We start from the raw sequence: 16,210 nt of genomic DNA on the forward strand, positions 1-16,210 counted from the left end.
TCAGCGCCCGGCAAAGGGCGGCCAATACGGCTGCCCGATTCGCATCCGCATACCTTAATACCGCTTTCCACAGGGCCAGCAGCTGCCCATCCGGCGCACCCGGAAAACCCATCGGGACAGGGTTTGTCCTGATGCCCAACCTGCTTGACACCCCCTCGCGCAGCCCATAAAGTCACCGCACAGATTTAGATAAAAGACCATCTGTAAGGTGGTCTTTTATCGCGTGCAGATTGCGTCGACCTCTTACAGAAATAATTCCAAGAGGAGACGACTGTGCAATCATCGACCGTAAAAATACGTGGCATCGACGATGTCATCGCTTTTATCGATTCCCGCCCCGGCATTGCCGGCCGCGCTGGCCTGATCTGGTGGCTGGCGCTAGGTGGGCTGTTCCTGGATGCGTTTGCCAATTCGGCATTAAGCGCGGGCTTAGGGCCGATGACGCGTGATCTGGGCCTGAAGGCGGGCCAAGTCGCGTTAATGACTTCGTTCGCCTCTTGGGTAGCCATTGCATTCAACCCGATCGGCGGTTGGATGGCCGATCGCTGGGGCCGCATCCGTCCCCTGATCATCGCCAAGTTCCTGGCGGTGATCGGCGCCGGGCTGGTGATGTTTGCGCCCAATTTCGAAGTCATCCTGGCGGGCCGCTTCTTCGTGGGGGCGGCGTATGGCATCGACTTCGCCATCGCCATGGCGGTGCTGGCCGAGTTCACGCCCGTCAAGTTCAAGAGCCGCCTGAATACCTGGCAGGGCATGTGGTACACGGCCGTGTGCACCAACCTGCTGCTGGCGATGCTGTTCTTTTCGTGGGATGTGGGCGATTCGATCTGGCGCTATTCCGTCGGCGCGACCGCGATTTTCGCGCTGGTCATCCTGGTGCTGCAGCTTAGCTACATGGTCGAAAGCCCCATCTGGTTGGCGCGCAAGGAACGGGTCGAGCAGGCCGCGCAGGCGATGACGCGGATCTACGGGCAGGCGTTCGCCGCCGCGCCGCTGGCGGAGCGGGTGCCGGTTACCAACCAGGCCAAGCGCGGACTGGCCAACGTGTTGCTGATCTTTCGCGGCGTGTACCTGCCGCGCACGATCCTGGCGGCGACGGTGCAGATCGGCCAGTCGATTCAGTACTTTGCAGTGGGCTGGTACCTGCCGTTGATCAGCGCGGCGCTGTTCGGCAAGGACTTCATCTACGCGACGATCGGTGCGCTGGTGTTCAACATTTTCGGGATCTTCGGCGGCTTCCTGTCCCCCTACATCGGGCGCAAACTGGGACTGCGGCGCGCGTCGGCATTCGGTTTCGCGATGGTGTTCGTGATCCTGCTGGTGCTGGGCACGTTCCATGGGCAAATGCCGCTGTGGCTGGCGGTCGCGTTGCCGTCGCTCTTCATCTTGTTCCACTCCGGCGGCCCGGGCGCCAACGGCAAGAGCCTGTCGTCGCTGTCGTTTCGCAGCGAGTTGCGGGCCGGCGCCAACGGCATCATCGGGGCGCTGGGTTCTACCGGCGCGGCGATCGGCTTGCTGGTGTTTCCTATTTTCCGAGAGAACTACGGCCTGGAAAGGACCTTCCTGATCTTGTCCGTGGTGCCCCTGATCGCCAGCATCATCTGCTTCGTGATCAAGTGGGACCCCACTCGCACCCCCATCAATCCCGACACGGAAACCGGCGCGCCGCAGTTCAAGGACGATGACGCGCTGGCCGCCCTGGACCCTGCCATTGGGAAAGCCTCGCGATGACGAACAACGATGTGATTCTGGCCATTGACGAGGGCACGTCGGGCACGCGGGCGGCCACTGTGTCTGCGGATGGACATGTGTCCTGCCTGGAATATCTGACGCTGCATGTCGACACGCCCCGGCCCGGCGTCGTGGAACAGGATGCCAACGAGATCCTGGAAAAGACCATCAGCGTCTGCCGGGCCACCATTGCAGAAGCGGAACGGGCAGGGCAGCGCATCGTCGCGCTGGCGTTGGCGACGCAGCGCGCTACCGCCATCTTATGGGACACGCAGACGGGCGCCGCGCTGGTGCCGGCCATGGTCTGGCAGGACACGCGTTTCGTGGACGAGCTGGACCAATTGGCGCCCGCGTGGGATGCGCGCCTGCGGGATCTCGTGGGTCGTCCGGTGGGGGTGCGGTCGCTCTATCTCTGGGCGGCGCGCCATCTGCGGGACACGCCGGAAGTGGCGCGCGCCTGGCGCGAAAAGCGCTTGGCGTTCGGTACGGTGGACAGCTGGTTGCTGTGGCATTTCTCGCAGCAGCGGCAGGTCGTTACCACGCCCACCAACGCCACGTCGGCCGGGGCCTATGTGCTGGCGGATCACCGCTACTACCTCGAGTGGACGCAGGCGCTGGACTTTCCGTTCGAACTTTTGCCGGCTTTGCGGCAGGATGCGGACGACTTCGGGCGGACGCGGCCAGACGTGCTGGGCATCGAGGTGCCGATCCTGGCGTCGGCAGGCGACCAGCATGTGGGCGCTATCGGCCTGGGCTGCCTGGAACGCGGGCAGGCGATGTGCGTGCACGGCACGGGCAGCTTTGTGGACCTGATCATCGGGCCCGAGCCGCCCGCGAATTCCGGCCTGTCCGAGGGGGCATTGACGATGACCGCCCGGCGTCAGCACGGGGTGTCGCATTTCGCCGTCGAGACGTTTGTGGCCACAACCGGCTCGGCCTTGAACTGGGTGTGCGAAAAGCTGAAGTGGTTTGCGGATGCGCGCGAAATCAGTGCGCTGGCCGCCACGGTGAACTCCTCGCAAGGGGTGACGTTCGTGCCGGCCCTGACGGGGCTGCGCGTTCCCCGGATGGAGGCGGCCGCGCGCGCGTCGCTGACTGGCGTATCCATGGCAACGACGCAGGCCGAAGTGGCCTACGCCATTCTGGAAGGCATCGCGCATTCCGTGGCCAGCTGCATCGAAGCGGATGAATCCGTGTCGGGTGTGCGGGTATCGGAACTGGTGGTGGGCGGCGGTCTGTCATGCAGCGATCCCCTGCTGCAAATTCAGGCGGACCTGATTGGCATCCCCATTCGCCGCATGCAGGAGTCCGATCGGGCCAGTTTGCGCGGCGTCGCGTATCTGGCGGGTTCTTCCGGGCTGTTGTGGCCCTCGCTACGCGAGGCGTGCCAGACCATCGCGACGGACGCGGTATTCGAACCGGCCATCGACGCGCAAGAGCGCGCGCGGCGACGGGCCTTGTGGCATGCGCGGGTGGGTTCTGAATTGGGCCACGTCAAGCAGTTCAAGCAGGAAAAAGAGGAGGCGTTGCACAAATGATCGGTTGGCTATCCAGAAAGCCCAGGAAGGACCGGGCCGATATGACGAACACCGAGCCATTACGTCTGATGCGGCAAGAGCAATTGGACAGGTTGGGCAGTGAGCAGTACGACATGCTGATCGTGGGCGGCGGCATTACGGGCGCCTATGCGGCGTTGGATGCCAGCCTGCGCGGCTATCGCGTGGCGGTAATCGAGAAGGACGATTTCGCGTCAGGAACGTCTTCCAAGTCGTCGAAGATGGTGCATGGCGGGTTGCGCTACATCGAACAGGGCAATCTGGGCCTGGTGCGGCATTCCTTGCATGAACGCCAACGCCTGCGCCGCAACGCGCGGCATCTGGTGCAGCGTCTGCCGTTCCTGTTTCCGATCCTGGAGCGCGACGGGGTATTCGACAAGCGCCTGGCCAAGGCCTTTGAAAGTTTGCTGTGGACCTACGACATGGCGGGCGGCTGGCGCGAAGGCATTCTGCATCAGAAATTGACTGCCGCGGAAGTGCTATCGCATTGCCCGACCTTCAAGGAAGAAGGGCTGTTAGGCGGATTCCTGTACTTCGATGCTCGGGTGGACGACGCGCGCCTGACACTGGCGGTGGCGCGCACCGCGGCCTTTCATGGCGCGACGGTGATCAATCACGCGAAGGCGATCGAGGTAACGCGCAACGCGCAGGGCAAGGTGGACGGTGTGATCGTCCAGGCCGGCCAGCAAGAGATCCGCGCGCGCGCCGGCGTGGTCATCATGGCGACCGGCGTGTGGTTGCGTGATTGGAGCGGGGCGAAGCGGGGCGATGCGTCCGCGTTGCAGGTGCGTCCCGCCAAAGGCGTGCATGTGGCGGTGCCCTGGCTCAAAGTGCGCAACGACTGCACGGTCACCATTCCGGTGCCCGGCCGCAGCCGCCGCGCCACCATTACGCGGTGGGGCAACGTGTCCTATCTGGGCACGACCGACGAAGATTATGACGGCGATCTGGACGATGTCTATTGCACGCGCCGCGAGCTGGACTTCCTGCTGGAAGGCGCGCGGTCCGCCTTGAAGACGGACCTGCAGCCCGAGGACGTCGTGGGCAGCATCGCCGGCTGCCGCCCGCTGGTCGGCCCGCCGGGCGGCAAGACGCTGGAGATGAAGCGCAACCACGAAATCCGCGTGAGCGCGGATGGCCTGGTCACGATCGTGGGCGGCAAGCTGACCACGTCACGGCACATGGCCGAGCAAACGATCGACGCCGCCCAGCGGGTCATCGGCCAGCGCAACCCTTGCCAGACGAAGAAGGCCTACCTGCTTGGCGCGGCCGGTTACGACCCGCAGGCCATCGTGGCCTCGGGCGGCATGTCGGCGCATTTGGGCGAACGTTATGGCACCGAGGCGCGTTTTGTCAGCGACTTGATGCAGGCGTCGCCGGCGCTGCAGGCGCCTATTGTCCAGGGCCTGCCCTATACCGAGGCCGAAGTCCTCTACGCCGTGCGCCACGAGTTGGCCGCGACGGTCGAAGACGTGCTGTCGCGCCGGATGCGCGCCCGCCTGATGGCACGCGACGCATCGGCGCTGGCCGCGGCGCGAGTGGGGCAGATCCTGCAAACCGAACTGGGCCTTGCGCCCGAACGCATCACGCAGCAGGTCAATGACTACCTGGCTGCCGTCAAGCACGAAAAATCCGTACTCATGGGAGACAAGGAATGATCAGCAAAGAAGCCATCAAGCGCGGTTACAACCGAGGCAACTATGTCGTGGGCGCGCATACGCCGCCCGCTTATGTCGCAGCGCTAAGCACGGCCGGCACGGAACCGGGGATGCAGCGCGATCCGGTACGCGTGCCGGAGGCGCGGGTCGACGCTTTGCGGCAGGTGGCGGACGAGGTCCTGACCGACACCGCCAACGTCGTGGCCTGGACCCGCGACTGGTGGGCGGCATCGATGGTGTCGGAAACGGGCGGCAAGCCCGCTACGCCGCAGGCGGTGATCGTCAAGGTGTCGACGGTAGAGCAGGTGCAGGCCGTGATGCGTATCGCCAATGCGGACGCCATTCCCGTCACCGTGTCGGCGGGCCGCAGCAACGTCACGGGCGCGGCCTTGCCCGTGCGCGGCGGCATCGTGCTGGACGTTTGCCAATTGAACAAACTGATCGGCGTGGACCGTGAAAGCCAGATCGTCGAGGTCGAGGCCGGCATGTTCGGCGATGTGTTCGAGGAGACGATCCAGAAAGAGCATGGCCTGACGATGGGCCATTGGCCGTCGTCGTTTGGCATCAGCACCGTCGGTGGCTGGGCAGCGTGCCGTGGCGCAGGCCAGTTGTCCACCCGCTACGGCAAGATCGAAGACATGGTCTTCGGCATGGACGTGGTGCTGGCCGACGGCAGCCTGATCACCGTGGGCGGGTACTCGCGCGCGGCGGTAGGGTCCGACCTGCAACAGGTCTTCATCGGGTCGGAAGGCACGCTGGGCGTGATCGTGCGCCTGCGCCTGAAGCTGCACCGCCTGCCGGATTACGGCCGCGCCATCGCGTATGGCTTCAAGACGTTCGCCATCGGCCTGGACGCGTGCCGCGAAATCATGCAGCGCGGCGCCAACCCGGCGGCGCTGCGGCTGTACGACGAGCTGGAAAGCGGTGTGCAATTCAACCGGCCCGACCTGAACGTGCTGCTGGTGGCGGACGAAGGCGCGCGTCAGATCGTGGACGCCGTCATGGCAATCAGCCAGGGCGTGTGTGAGGAACTGGGCGAAAAACTGGATGGCGAGGCGGTCTTCGAGCGCTGGCTTGAAACCCGCTACCTGACCGGCAAGAGCGCCGAAGGTTTCAAGCGCAGCCCTGGTTTTGTGGCCGACACGCTGGAAATGGCGGGCCGCTGGAGCGACCTGCCTGCCATCTACGCCGAGGTGGTGGCCGCGGTCAACGCGGTGCCCGGCACGCTGGCCGGTTCGGCGCACCAATCGCACGCCTATGTCGACGGTGCCTGCCTGTACTTTTCATTGCGCGGCGAAGTCGAAGTAGAGCGGCGTGCCCAGTGGTATCGCGCCGCCTGGGATGCGGCCAACGCCGTGTTGATTAAATATAATGCCGCGCTTAGCCACCATCACGGGGTGGGCCTGCTGCGGGCGCCGTACATGCAGGAATCGTTGGGCGGCGCCTTCGACGTGCTGCGCGCGATCAAGCGCACGCTGGATTCGCAGAATATCCTTAACCCAGGCAAGCTGGGGTTAAGCGACCAGCGCTTTTACGGTCAGGAAGATCGATAACCATGGATAGGTCATTCGGGGCATGTCTGGCGCGTCATCCGGTCATTGCGACGATGTACGGGCTTGAGCAGATCAATACCTTCGTGGGCAGCGTGGCCGAAATTGGCATCGTCGCCAACGTCGAATTGCGCAAGCTGGCGCCGGTGATCGCGGCGCTGAACCGGGCGGGTAAGTTCGCTATCGTGAACATAGACAGCTGCGAAGGCCTGTCGCAAGACAAGGGCGGCGTGGAATACCTGGCGGACATCGGCGTGGCCAGTCTGGTGTCCACGCGGGTGGCCACCATCCAACGCGCGAACCGGGCGGGCATGGTCACGATGCAGAAGGTGTTCGTGACCGACCGTTCCACCTGGCCGCGCAGCGTCAAGGCCCTGGAGCAAAGCGACCCCAATCTGGTTCAACTGATGCCGGCGCCAATGCTGACGCACATGGCAGAGCAGGACCTGAAGGCGCTGCCTCCCATCGTGGCTTCGGGATTCGTCTGCAACCAGACGGATATCGGCATCGCAATGAAGCACGGCGCGGTGGGCGTATCGACCAGCGACCACGCCCTATGGAGCCTGGACCCGCGTCAACTCAAGGGCTGACTCAGTCCAGCTGCGCGCCGGATTTTCGCACCAGTTCCTGCCACACCGCATACTCGCCCCGGTAGTTGGCCAGGAACGCCTCGGGCGTGTTGCCCAGCGCGATGAAACCCATCGCGCTCAGGCGTTCTTGCATGTCCGGCGTGCGCGTCATGGTCTGCATCAGGCCGGCCAAGCGGGCTACGACGGGCTTGGGGGTCTGGATGGGTGCCGCGATCGCCACCCACCCCACCACCCGGTAGGCGTCGTCCGTCAGGCCTTGCTCGGCCAGGGTTGGTGAATCGGGCAGCACTTGCATGCGCTGTTCGCCGGTAACGCCGATCAGTGCCAGCCGGCCGTTATCCACGTAGGGTTTGGCGCCCAGGGCACTGGCGAATGCCATCTGGATCCGCCCGCCGATCAGGTCTTGCAGCATCGGCGATTCGCCCTTGTAGGCGATGTGCGTCATGTCGGCCCGTTGCGTTTCGCTCAGGTAGGCGCCGCCCAGATGCGCGTAGGAGCCTACGCCCCAGGAACCGTAGGCCAGCTTGCCCGGGTTGCGGCGCACGTAATCGAGCAGTTCCGGGCCGTTGCGGGCGGGCACGCTCGGGTGCACCACAAGGGTCACGGGCGCCATCGCAATTTGCGAGATCAGCACCAGATCGCGGCCCGTATCGTAGGGCAGGCTCTTGTACAGGAACTGGTTCAACAACAGCGATGAACTCAGCGACACGGTCAGGGCATAGCCGTCCGGAGCCGCCTTGGCGACCGCGTCGGTGCCCATGATGCCGGACGCGCCACCGCGGTTCTCGACCAGCACCGGTTGTCCGACTGCGGCGGACAGCCGTTCGGCCACCAGCCGGGCCACGATATCGGTGGCGCCGCCAGCGTTATAGGGCACCACGATTTTGATGGGTTTGGCTGGCCAGGCGTCTTGGGCGAAACCGACACGGGGCAGGCTAAGCGCGGCCAGGCTCCAGGCGCTTTGCTTGAACCACTGGCGGCGCGGCAGGCTAGGGGCGTGCGCGGTCATGGGCTTGTCTCCGGAAGTTGCGCGTTTGTCCGCCAGGGAGAGGCCCCGACGCCATCGCGCTTATCCTGCGATTCTTGTCTTCAGGCGTTTCTTTGACAATGCTGTCTACGGTTGACATGGTGTCAAAGATAATTTGACGGGGTGATTGAATCGGCATTGTTGACTGGATATTTATGGGCCTTCGCCGAAGTGTGTGGGTAAGTCTGCCAAGAGGGGAGAAGCGCGTAATTGCGGTTAAATATGCGCATGAACGATGCGAATCTCTACGCGAAAATTCTCGGTCTGCGCAAGCCGTGGCGGGTGGTGAATGTGACGGTGAGCGAGGCGTTGAAGACCATAACGGTGTTCATCAGTCCGGAGCCGGGCAGCCCATTGCGATGCCCACATTGCCGGCAGATCTGTCCTGGATACGACAGTCGAGCGCGCCGTTGGCGGCACCTGGATACCTGCGAGTATCAGACGTGGATAGAAGCCGATGTTCCCTCGGGTGCAATGCCCGGAGCATAGCTGTGTGCAAGTGAGCATCGCCTGGGCCAGCAGCCACAGCCGCTACACTAAGAAGTTTGAGATGATGGTGCTGAATTGGTTGCGTGAGATGACGATCCACGCGGTCAGCCGCCGCTTGGGGTTAAGTTGGAGCGCGATCGACGGCATTCTGCGTCGGGCGGTAACCCGGGGGCTGCTTCGGCGCCGCGTCGCCAGCGACACCCACATTTGTGTTGACGAAGTGGCGTTTGCCAAGGGGCGGGATTACGTGACAATCGTCTCGTCGGCGCAGCGCGTGCTCGCGGTGGAAGATGGCCGAGCGGCCGAGAGTCTGCGCCGGTACTTCAAAGCGCTGGGGCGTCGGCGTTGCAAGCAACTGCAATCGGTGTCCATGGACATGAGTGGCGCGTATATCAAGGCTGCGTTGGACAGCCTGCCTGATGCCCCAGAGAAAGTGGCGTTTGATCACTTCCTCGTGGCCAAGGCGCTCAGCGAGGCCGTAGATAATACCCGCAAGGGCGAGTTGCATCGGGTTGATTATGGGTTGCGCCGAGATATCCATCGCAGCCGCTACGACTGGCTACGGCGCGGCTCGCATTTATCAGACTTGGCGCGTGCACGCATGCAGGCGTTATCGGCCAGCTTGTTGGACACGGCTATGGCCTGGATGCTCAAAGAAAAGGCGCGCGGGATATGGCATACGGGCTATCACCCGAAACAGTCGGCCAAGGCGTGGCAGGTGTGGATCGAAGCGGCGCGCAGCACTGGCATCACAGGCTTACGCGGAGTCGCAAATCAGATCGAGGCGCGGCTCTGGAGCATTCTCAATGCTATGCGTTTGAAGGTGTCCAACGCCGGAGCTGAAGCCCTGAATAGCCAGATCCGAGTAATGCGAGTGAAGGCTCGTGGCTACCGAAACAAGAACCGGTTCGTGCAGGGCATCCTATTTCATTATGGCAAGCTCGATATCTCCCATTGACTGTGAGATTCCGCATTGCCACAACGCTGCTGCCGGGCACACAGCGCGCCAGGAGCTATAGGTCCGCGTAGCGCGGCAACAAATCCTGGTCCACCAGACGCATCTCGATATGGTTCGCCAACTCGACGTGGCTGGGATTTTCCAGCGAAAACACCTCGTTGGCGGTGCTGACGATGATGGTGCCCGTCTGCTTCTTTCCGGCGGCGGGCACGGGAATCAGCGCCTGAGCCTCCGGCACTTGCTGGGCGGTAATCACTTGCGGAAGGTACAGCATCCAGCCCACGCCAGGTTTGTCGTCAAAGACTTTATGATCAACATACCCATTTGGAAAGATGGAAACGTAGTACGGGAAGAACACCTCAACAATGGTCGAGACAATGTCTTTGATCGACGACACGGAATCAAACAGCTTTTCATCGTAAAGAGTACTGCTGAGGGCGTCAGGCAAGAGCTTGTCACCAACGTGACACGCAATTGACGCTCCCTTGTTGTCATCTTCGTTGCCATCCCAGAGAGCCACGTGGGTGTCGGTCGCATCTTTTCTATATTTTTCTTTGAGTACCGCAAGCAGCGCAGGCGATGCTGCGCCGCCTTCAAAGGCAGGATATAGAAACGCCTCATCAAGGCTGTTGCCTTGGGAATACCATGAACCTAAATCCGTGGTCTTTTCAGCCATCGCCGATGTGATGATTTGCAGACGACGCAGGATCTCGGCGAAATCGTCTGACCTGAGCGACTTGTCTCGAAATTGAGATCTTATTTCCATAGTGCAACTCTTAGGGAAAGTACGTGGATGCAACGCCGTTTATCTCAAGCGCCGAGGCCATCATCGCCCGTGTTTTAGGAGTTTGAAAGTACCACATCAGCTTGGTCGGAGGGTTCGCCCTAACGGCACGCGCTTGCCGACGGACAGTTGCTTCCATGTCCACAAATCCGCCGAACCATTTTGCCGGTTTGCCATTGTCTAGCACGAACTGATCGTAATCGCCTTTGGCCTCTTGTAGCAGGCACTGCGCCGATATAAAGCCGTCAAAGTCGATATCAAAGGGGGTGCCAAGGGCAACCCCGATCCAGTTCCATTCATCACTCCACAGGCAGTACTCCGTGTCGTAGTCGTACCCGGTAACCCGAGCCTGGTATGCGTAGGCGTTCCAGTTCACGCCGTGCCGGCGCCTGACTTTCATCCCGAGATCAGGCGGGCACTTCTTACATGGTTCCCCGGTTCTAGGTAAGGCGCGATCAGTGGGCTTGGCTTCACTGTCCTCGCGCGGCGTATCGCCCGGCAAGGTGGCCACCCCGCCCAGTACCGCGCCCGCTGCGGCGCTTGCGGCGGCGCGCGCGAGCGCTGCCGCAATGGCCTCTGCGATCCAGCCTGCTATGGGAATTGCCAACGGTCCTGGCATGTTGCTTTACTCCGTCTTTTGCGAGTCAGCGCTATGGCGCAATTGCCATCGCATCACCTGCATGAAGTCATGAAATCGTTGATCAGCCGGGCGTCCAGGCTTGTCCATCCAGCGACGCAAGCCAGGTTGCTTGTAGAACCCCGGCACCAGTGCTTCGGTTCTGAGGAAATCAACCAGATTTGCGTCCTCTTTAATTCCCATGGCACGTGCCTGTGCCAATGCCGCAGCAAGTCGCTCTGTTAGCCCGGCTGGGGCGAGGCCGGGATAGTCCCGCAGGATGTCCTGTTTGACGGTCTGAACAAAGCCTTTTGCGTCAATCGCGCAGAGGCCTTCGACCTGTTGTGGCGTGAGCTCAAGCTCCATGATTCTGGTGAATCCTGATAAGTTGTCCGTTACGTTGCACCAGCCAATCTTGCGCGGGCGCAAAGAACGAAGCTCGTTGAGCGGGCGTCAGCAGTACGGCGATTTCGTCCGTGATTCTTGCATCGTAGTAGCGCAGTAGAGCGGTAGAGCCACTGGGCATGCGCACATTTAGTCGCGCACGCAACGCTAGCGCCAAGTCGTCCACTGCATAACCACTGAAAATCCAGAGGCACCCCACCGCGCTGTCGCCCAGCCGTTGCAGCGGAGCCATATGAGAATCTCGGTCGCCCGTGCAGTCAAGCAACCAAGGGCCAGCGTCAGCCAGCGCCTCGTCTGGCGTTCCGTCGAACAATGCGACGCAGGATGCGGAGCGGAACAAAGCCTGATCGGCCGCGATCTCGGCGTATAGCAGTCCGTCAACCAGGCCGTAGAGCCGCAATGGGTAAGGCGTCTGCTGTTGACGAGTGGCCAGGTATTCCTCTACTTGAGCCGTCACCCTACTACCCTCGTGCCACGGTCGTTGCGGCCGTGCGCGCGGCGGACTCCAGGCATTCCAGGCAGAGCGCCTCACTCTGCGGCGTTGGACTACCAGCGGGCTCAGACAATCCCTCAGCGTCGCTGATACGCGCCACCATCTGCGAGGCGATCAACACCGCGCCGCATGCGGTGCGCATCCCTTCTACGGCGGTGTCGTTGCCCATGAAGGAATGATTGCGCCCGGGATCGGGCAAGATGGGAAAGGCCCCTTTGCATTTCGGGCACACGACCTTGTGGCCCACCAGGGCGATTTCCCGTCCGAGAAGCATCGAAGTGGGGTGGCCTTCTACCACTGTGCCGCCGTGCGAAGTTCGATCCCCTCTTCGGATAATGGCTCGTTCAGACATGCAGCCTCCGTCATCATCGGAGACCAATTTTGCATTCTTAGAAAAATGTCGCTGCCACTGGGAATCTGATTATTCAAATCCCGGCGTTTCTCATACCCACACAGATCGGCGAAGACCCATATTTATCCAGTAATTTGATTCAATGCGTTGTCATTCCACCCCGCGGTGTCGCAAGCCCCGCTTACCCATGCAAGGCGAATCATGAAGTTTGGATACACCATCGTTTATGTGCCCGACGTGGCGGCGTCACTGGCGTTCTTCGAACGCGCGTTCGGTTTCCCGCGCAGGTTCCTGCACGAATCCCAGACATACGGTGAACTCGACACGGGCGACACCACGCTGTCGTTCGCCGCGCACGAATTGGGCGCTATGAATTTCACCACCGGACACGTCGAAGCGTCGTCCTCCGCGAAGCCGCTGGGCATGGAAGTGGCGTTCGTGACGGACGATGTCGCCGCCGCGCACGCGCGGGCGGTTGCGCTGGGCGCCACCGAACTCAGCGCGCCGGCGGCCAAGCCTTGGGGCCAGGTTGTGTCGTATCTGCGTTGCCCGGACGGCACGCTCGTGGAGCTGTGCACGCCGGTGCACGGCTGATCCGCCAAGGCGGATCCGCGCAGGTCGCCGCCCGCCGGACGGCAACAATACCGCGCGACGGGGGCGGCTGGGGTTTGTGCCGCCAAGAGCCGTATCGGGCAGCGCGAGAAGCCCGTGCTTTCAGGCATCGCCCGTTTGCACGATCCCCGGATTCCGGCCGGCGTCTTACCGTCAGCAATGCGCCGGCGCTGAGCCGATTCGGATAAGAACTGTCAAGATTTTCAGTTCTTTAAAGTCATCATCGCCGTTGCGAGATACCTTGGACTTTTCTATTCGGAGAGTTGACATGTATTCGCTTTCAAAGCGTTGCGGCGCGGAATTTTTCGGCACGTTCTGGCTCGTGCTGGGCGGGTGCGGCGCCGCCGTGCTGGCGGCCGGATTCCCGGAATTGGGTATTGGTTTCGCGGGCGTTGCGCTGGCATTCGGCCTGACCGTGCTGACGATGGCATTCGCGGTGGGCCATATTTCCGGCGGGCATTTCAACCCGGCGGTCACGGTTGGCCTGGTGGCGGGAGGGCGTTTTCCCGCCAAGGAGATCCTGCCCTACGTGATCGCGCAGGTCTTGGGCGCGATCGTGGCGGCGGCGGTGTTGGCGTGCATTGCCAGCGGCAAGCTGGGCTTCGACCTCAAGGGCAGCCATTTTGCCGCCAACGGTTACGACGCGTATTCGCCTGGCAAATATTCGCTGCTGTCCGCGTTGGTAACCGAAGTCGTCATGACGGCGGGATTCCTGTTTGTGATCCTTGGCGCCACGTCCAAGCGCGCGCCAGCCGGTTTTGCGGCCATCCCGATCGGCTTGGCGCTGACCCTGATCCACCTGATCAGCATCCCTGTCACCAACACGTCGGTGAATCCGGCGCGTTCGACCGGGCCGGCGCTGTTCGTGGGGGGATGGGCGGTCGAGCAACTGTGGCTGTTCTGGGTCGCCCCGATTGCCGGCGCCATTCTCGGCGCCGTCGCCTATCGCCTGGTCAGCGATTCGGCGGCGGAAAAGGGCTAACCCGCAACGCGCTAGGGCACCTCGTCCAGCTGCGCCAACTGCGCGTCGGCAGGAAAACCGAGCGTGCGGTACCTGACCGGATAGCCCGCTTCTTCGGACAGCAGGGGTTCCAGCAAATGCGCCGCCTGTTCCCAGGACACCACCCGGACGTCGCCAATTTTGTCGTCGCCGTCCGGGCGCACCAGCGCCAGCCGGTCGACCTTGGGCAGGGACGTGTCCACGCCCCGGGTCCATGATGCCAGCGAGAACGATGTGGCAGGATCGTCGTCTTGCGTGAAGAGGTTGTAGTTCGCCACGAAGATATCCATGCCTTGTTCTTCATGGATATGGTCCAGGGCTTCTTTCTGGGCGTCGTATTCCGACTTGTCCAGCAGCCGCCCCAGATGCGCCAGGCGATGCGCCAGTGCTGGGCTGGCGGGCTGATAACGCACGGGCTGGCGGTCGTCATAGTGGTACATGTGCGCGCTGACGACGCGTCCCTGTTGCAAGGCTTGAAGGCCGAATTCCGCCATGGCGGTCAGTCCGTCGTCGTCGTTGTCGCCGGTAACCAGCAGCACGTCGCGGGTCGGCATCATGAACACGGGGCGGCCACGCACCGGCACACGCTCCAGCATGTCGGGAAGCAGGGCGCGGCTGATGTCGTAGCCGTCCGCCCACCCGCCGCGGAAGACACCGGGCGTCAATTCGGAAAAGTGGTCAGGCGCGTCCCGCAGGTTGTCGATCGAGATCGCCAGCGCCTGCTCGAAGGTCAACGCCCATGCGGCCTCCGGGCCATTGGTCAGTGTGGAGATGGCATCCGGATGGTCTAGCGCCAGCAGCACGACGCAATCGTCGCCAAAGGGACGGAAGGCGGGGTGGAATGCCGAATCATTGCCTTCCGTGCGGACGTGGTTCAGGCGCACGTCTTCCAGCGCGCTACGGCCTCGGATCACGGGTCGGAGCATCGGCCGGGCCACCGAAGCCTGCTGCGGCGTGCCTTGCGCGCTGCTGGACAGCGCCGATACGAACCCCTGCAGCGCGCGCTTCTGTGCGGCACCCTGGGTGTTGCAGTAGGCGTGGTAGGCATTGTGCAGATTGAAGTACGAGCCTTCGCCCAGCAGCAGCCGGAATTCATCCGCCTTGTAGGTCAGCGCGTGCGCGAAGCCTTCGCGCCGCGCCGCGGCGACGAACAACTTGGCGAACTGGTCCGGCGAGGGCTTACGCCTGAAGAAAATGTCCAAAAAACCCATAAGAGCTCGCCTTTGATTCAAGTGCCGGACAGCGCGACGGCGCTCCGCGACGGGTCATTGTGGCCAGTGAACCCCATGACGTCCAGCGATAACGCCCCGGCTCGGTAAACGGTAAGTTGGAAAGCCCGGCGCTCGTGGTCGGGTGCCCGCCGAGAGCACCGCAACGACGGGGAATACGCGGTGCAAGGTGAAAAGCGGGCGGGGCAGGTTGTACATTACGCACTGTCACCTGCTTTATCTCTACAGGATTCCTTCACCATGACCGCCCCAGAAGTCGTTATTTCCCCGTCGATCCCTTGCGCCAATGATCGCCCCTTTGTGTTGTTTGGCGGCATCAATGTGCTGGAATCGCTGGATCTGGCCCTGCGGGCCTGCGAGGAATACCAGCGCGTAACCCGCAAGCTGGGCATCCCCTACGTGTTCAAAGCGTCGTTCGACAAAGCCAACCGCTCGTCCATCCACTCATACCGTGGCCCGGGGCTGGAAGCGGGCATGAAGATCTTCGAGGCGGTCAAGAAAGAGTTCGGTGTGCCGATCATCACCGACGTGCACGAGCCCTGGCAGGCCGCGCCGGTGGCCGAAGTGGCCGACATCTTGCAGTTGCCCGCGTTTTTGGCGCGACAGACGGATCTGGTCGTGGCGCTGGCGCAGACGCAACGCGTGGTCAACATCAAGAAACCCCAGTTCCTTAGCCCGACCCAGATGCTGAACATCGTCGAGAAGTTCACCGAAGCCGGCAACGACAAGTTGATCCTGTGCGACCGCGGCACCAGCTTCGGTTACGACAACCTGGTCGTGGATATGCTGGGTTTCGGCGTGATGAAAAAGGTGACGGGAAACCGCCCGCTGATTTTCGACGTGACGCACGCGTTGCAGCAGCGATCGGCGTTGGATGCCGCATCCGGAGGGCGCCGCGAGCAGGTGGCCGAGTTGGCGCGCGCCGGCATGGCGGTGGGCCTGGCCGGCCTGTTCCTGGAAGCGCACCCCGATCCCAAGAACGCCAAGTGCGACGGTCCCAGCGCCTTGCCGCTGGACAAGCTGGAGCCCTTCCTGACGCAGCTCAAGCAGCTGGATGACTTGGTGAAATCCTTTGCCCCCATCGACATCGAGCCGTGACGTTGTCTGTCATCCCGACTACGTCAACTTGTTATACGATCCAGGCCACACGTTAGGGAGGC

General features: G+C 62.5%; 17 protein-coding genes. 10 read left to right on the forward strand and 7 right to left on the reverse strand.

Annotation, left to right across the window (positions count from 1 at the left end; all coding sequences use genetic code 11):
* Positions 1-273: 273 nt before the first annotated feature.
* The 5 genes from ACI0FO_RS25550 to ACI0FO_RS25570 are packed head-to-tail and all read left to right on the forward strand — an operon-like array spanning position 274 to position 7,085.
* Entirely contained in the window at positions 274-1,731 is a 1,458-nt protein-coding gene (locus tag ACI0FO_RS25550; RefSeq protein WP_416031368.1) for an MFS transporter, read from the forward strand.
* A complete protein-coding gene (locus tag ACI0FO_RS25555; protein WP_416031370.1) occupies positions 1,728-3,269 on the forward strand; it encodes an FGGY family carbohydrate kinase in 1,542 nt (513 codons plus the stop codon). The genes ACI0FO_RS25550 and ACI0FO_RS25555 overlap by 4 nt, the downstream gene beginning before the upstream one ends.
* The gene (locus ACI0FO_RS25560; protein WP_416031372.1) at positions 3,266-4,945 is read left to right on the forward strand and encodes a glycerol-3-phosphate dehydrogenase/oxidase; all 1,680 of its coding nucleotides are present in this window, start codon (positions 3,266-3,268) and stop codon (positions 4,943-4,945) included. Before ACI0FO_RS25555 ends, ACI0FO_RS25560 begins: the two co-directional genes overlap by 4 nt.
* Positions 4,942-6,498, forward strand: a complete 1,557-nt coding sequence (locus tag ACI0FO_RS25565) for an FAD-binding oxidoreductase (protein ID WP_416031374.1) — start codon at positions 4,942-4,944, stop codon at positions 6,496-6,498. Before ACI0FO_RS25560 ends, ACI0FO_RS25565 begins: the two co-directional genes overlap by 4 nt.
* Positions 6,499-6,500: 2 nt before the next feature.
* Positions 6,501-7,085: a glycerol-3-phosphate responsive antiterminator gene (locus ACI0FO_RS25570; protein ID WP_006225339.1), complete on the forward strand. Its 585-nt coding sequence runs from the start codon at positions 6,501-6,503 to the stop codon at positions 7,083-7,085.
* A gap of 1 nt (position 7,086) precedes the next feature.
* On the opposite strand, the gene ACI0FO_RS25575 is transcribed toward ACI0FO_RS25570, so the two are convergent.
* Positions 7,087-8,094 (reverse strand): Bug family tripartite tricarboxylate transporter substrate binding protein, encoded by a 1,008-nt coding sequence (locus tag ACI0FO_RS25575; protein WP_416031376.1) that lies wholly within the window; start codon positions 8,092-8,094, stop codon positions 7,087-7,089.
* Positions 8,095-8,340: 246 nt separating this feature from the next.
* On the opposite strand from ACI0FO_RS25575, the gene ACI0FO_RS25580 reads away from it, so the two are divergent.
* Positions 8,341-8,601: a transposase family protein gene (locus tag ACI0FO_RS25580; protein WP_416031378.1), complete on the forward strand. Its 261-nt coding sequence runs from the start codon at positions 8,341-8,343 to the stop codon at positions 8,599-8,601.
* A complete protein-coding gene (locus tag ACI0FO_RS25585; protein ID WP_416031380.1) occupies positions 8,570-9,559 on the forward strand; it encodes an ISL3 family transposase in 990 nt (329 codons plus the stop codon). The genes ACI0FO_RS25580 and ACI0FO_RS25585 overlap by 32 nt, the downstream gene beginning before the upstream one ends.
* 55 nt (positions 9,560-9,614) lie before the next feature.
* Here ACI0FO_RS25585 and ACI0FO_RS25590 read toward each other — a convergent pair whose 3' ends face one another.
* The 5 genes from ACI0FO_RS25590 to ACI0FO_RS25610 are packed head-to-tail and all read right to left on the reverse strand — an operon-like array spanning position 9,615 to position 12,209.
* Positions 9,615-10,325, reverse strand: coding sequence for an immunity 52 family protein (locus ACI0FO_RS25590; RefSeq protein WP_416031382.1), 711 nt, complete (start codon positions 10,323-10,325; stop codon positions 9,615-9,617).
* 10 nt (positions 10,326-10,335) lie between these two features.
* Positions 10,336-10,962 carry a restriction endonuclease fold toxin 5 domain-containing protein gene (locus ACI0FO_RS25595; RefSeq protein ID WP_416031384.1) on the reverse strand — a complete coding sequence of 209 codons (627 nt, stop codon included), beginning with the start codon at positions 10,960-10,962 and terminating at the stop codon, positions 10,336-10,338.
* A 6-nt stretch (positions 10,963-10,968) separates the two neighbouring features.
* Complete coding sequence (locus ACI0FO_RS25600; protein WP_416031386.1) at positions 10,969-11,325, reverse strand: hypothetical protein; 357 nt, start codon at positions 11,323-11,325, stop codon at positions 10,969-10,971.
* Positions 11,315-11,821 carry a DUF4123 domain-containing protein gene (locus ACI0FO_RS25605; protein WP_416031387.1) on the reverse strand — a complete coding sequence of 169 codons (507 nt, stop codon included), beginning with the start codon at positions 11,819-11,821 and terminating at the stop codon, positions 11,315-11,317. The genes ACI0FO_RS25600 and ACI0FO_RS25605 overlap by 11 nt, the downstream gene beginning before the upstream one ends.
* Before the next feature lie 4 nt (positions 11,822-11,825).
* Entirely contained in the window at positions 11,826-12,209 is a 384-nt protein-coding gene (locus tag ACI0FO_RS25610; RefSeq protein ID WP_416031389.1) for a PAAR domain-containing protein, read from the reverse strand.
* Between the two features lie 201 nt (positions 12,210-12,410).
* On the opposite strand from ACI0FO_RS25610, the gene ACI0FO_RS25615 reads away from it, so the two are divergent.
* Both ACI0FO_RS25615 and aqpZ read left to right on the forward strand, forming a co-directional pair.
* On the forward strand, positions 12,411-12,803 hold the full coding sequence (locus tag ACI0FO_RS25615) for a VOC family protein (RefSeq protein WP_416031391.1): 393 nt from the start codon (positions 12,411-12,413) through the stop codon (positions 12,801-12,803).
* A 286-nt stretch (positions 12,804-13,089) separates the two neighbouring features.
* On the forward strand, positions 13,090-13,803 hold the full coding sequence (gene aqpZ, locus ACI0FO_RS25620; RefSeq protein ID WP_416031393.1) for an aquaporin Z: 714 nt from the start codon (positions 13,090-13,092) through the stop codon (positions 13,801-13,803).
* Between the two features lie 11 nt (positions 13,804-13,814).
* On the opposite strand, the gene ACI0FO_RS25625 is transcribed toward aqpZ, so the two are convergent.
* The gene (locus ACI0FO_RS25625) at positions 13,815-15,032 is read right to left on the reverse strand and encodes a hypothetical protein (RefSeq protein WP_416031395.1); all 1,218 of its coding nucleotides are present in this window, start codon (positions 15,030-15,032) and stop codon (positions 13,815-13,817) included.
* 258 nt (positions 15,033-15,290) lie between these two features.
* On the opposite strand from ACI0FO_RS25625, the gene kdsA reads away from it, so the two are divergent.
* Positions 15,291-16,148, forward strand: a complete 858-nt coding sequence (gene kdsA / locus ACI0FO_RS25630; RefSeq protein ID WP_416031398.1) for a 3-deoxy-8-phosphooctulonate synthase — start codon at positions 15,291-15,293, stop codon at positions 16,146-16,148.
* Positions 16,149-16,210: the final 62 nt, after the last annotated feature.

It is taken from the genome of Achromobacter marplatensis, assembly GCF_049060505.1.
Taxonomy (GTDB): domain Bacteria; phylum Pseudomonadota; class Gammaproteobacteria; order Burkholderiales; family Burkholderiaceae_B; genus Achromobacter; species Achromobacter marplatensis_A.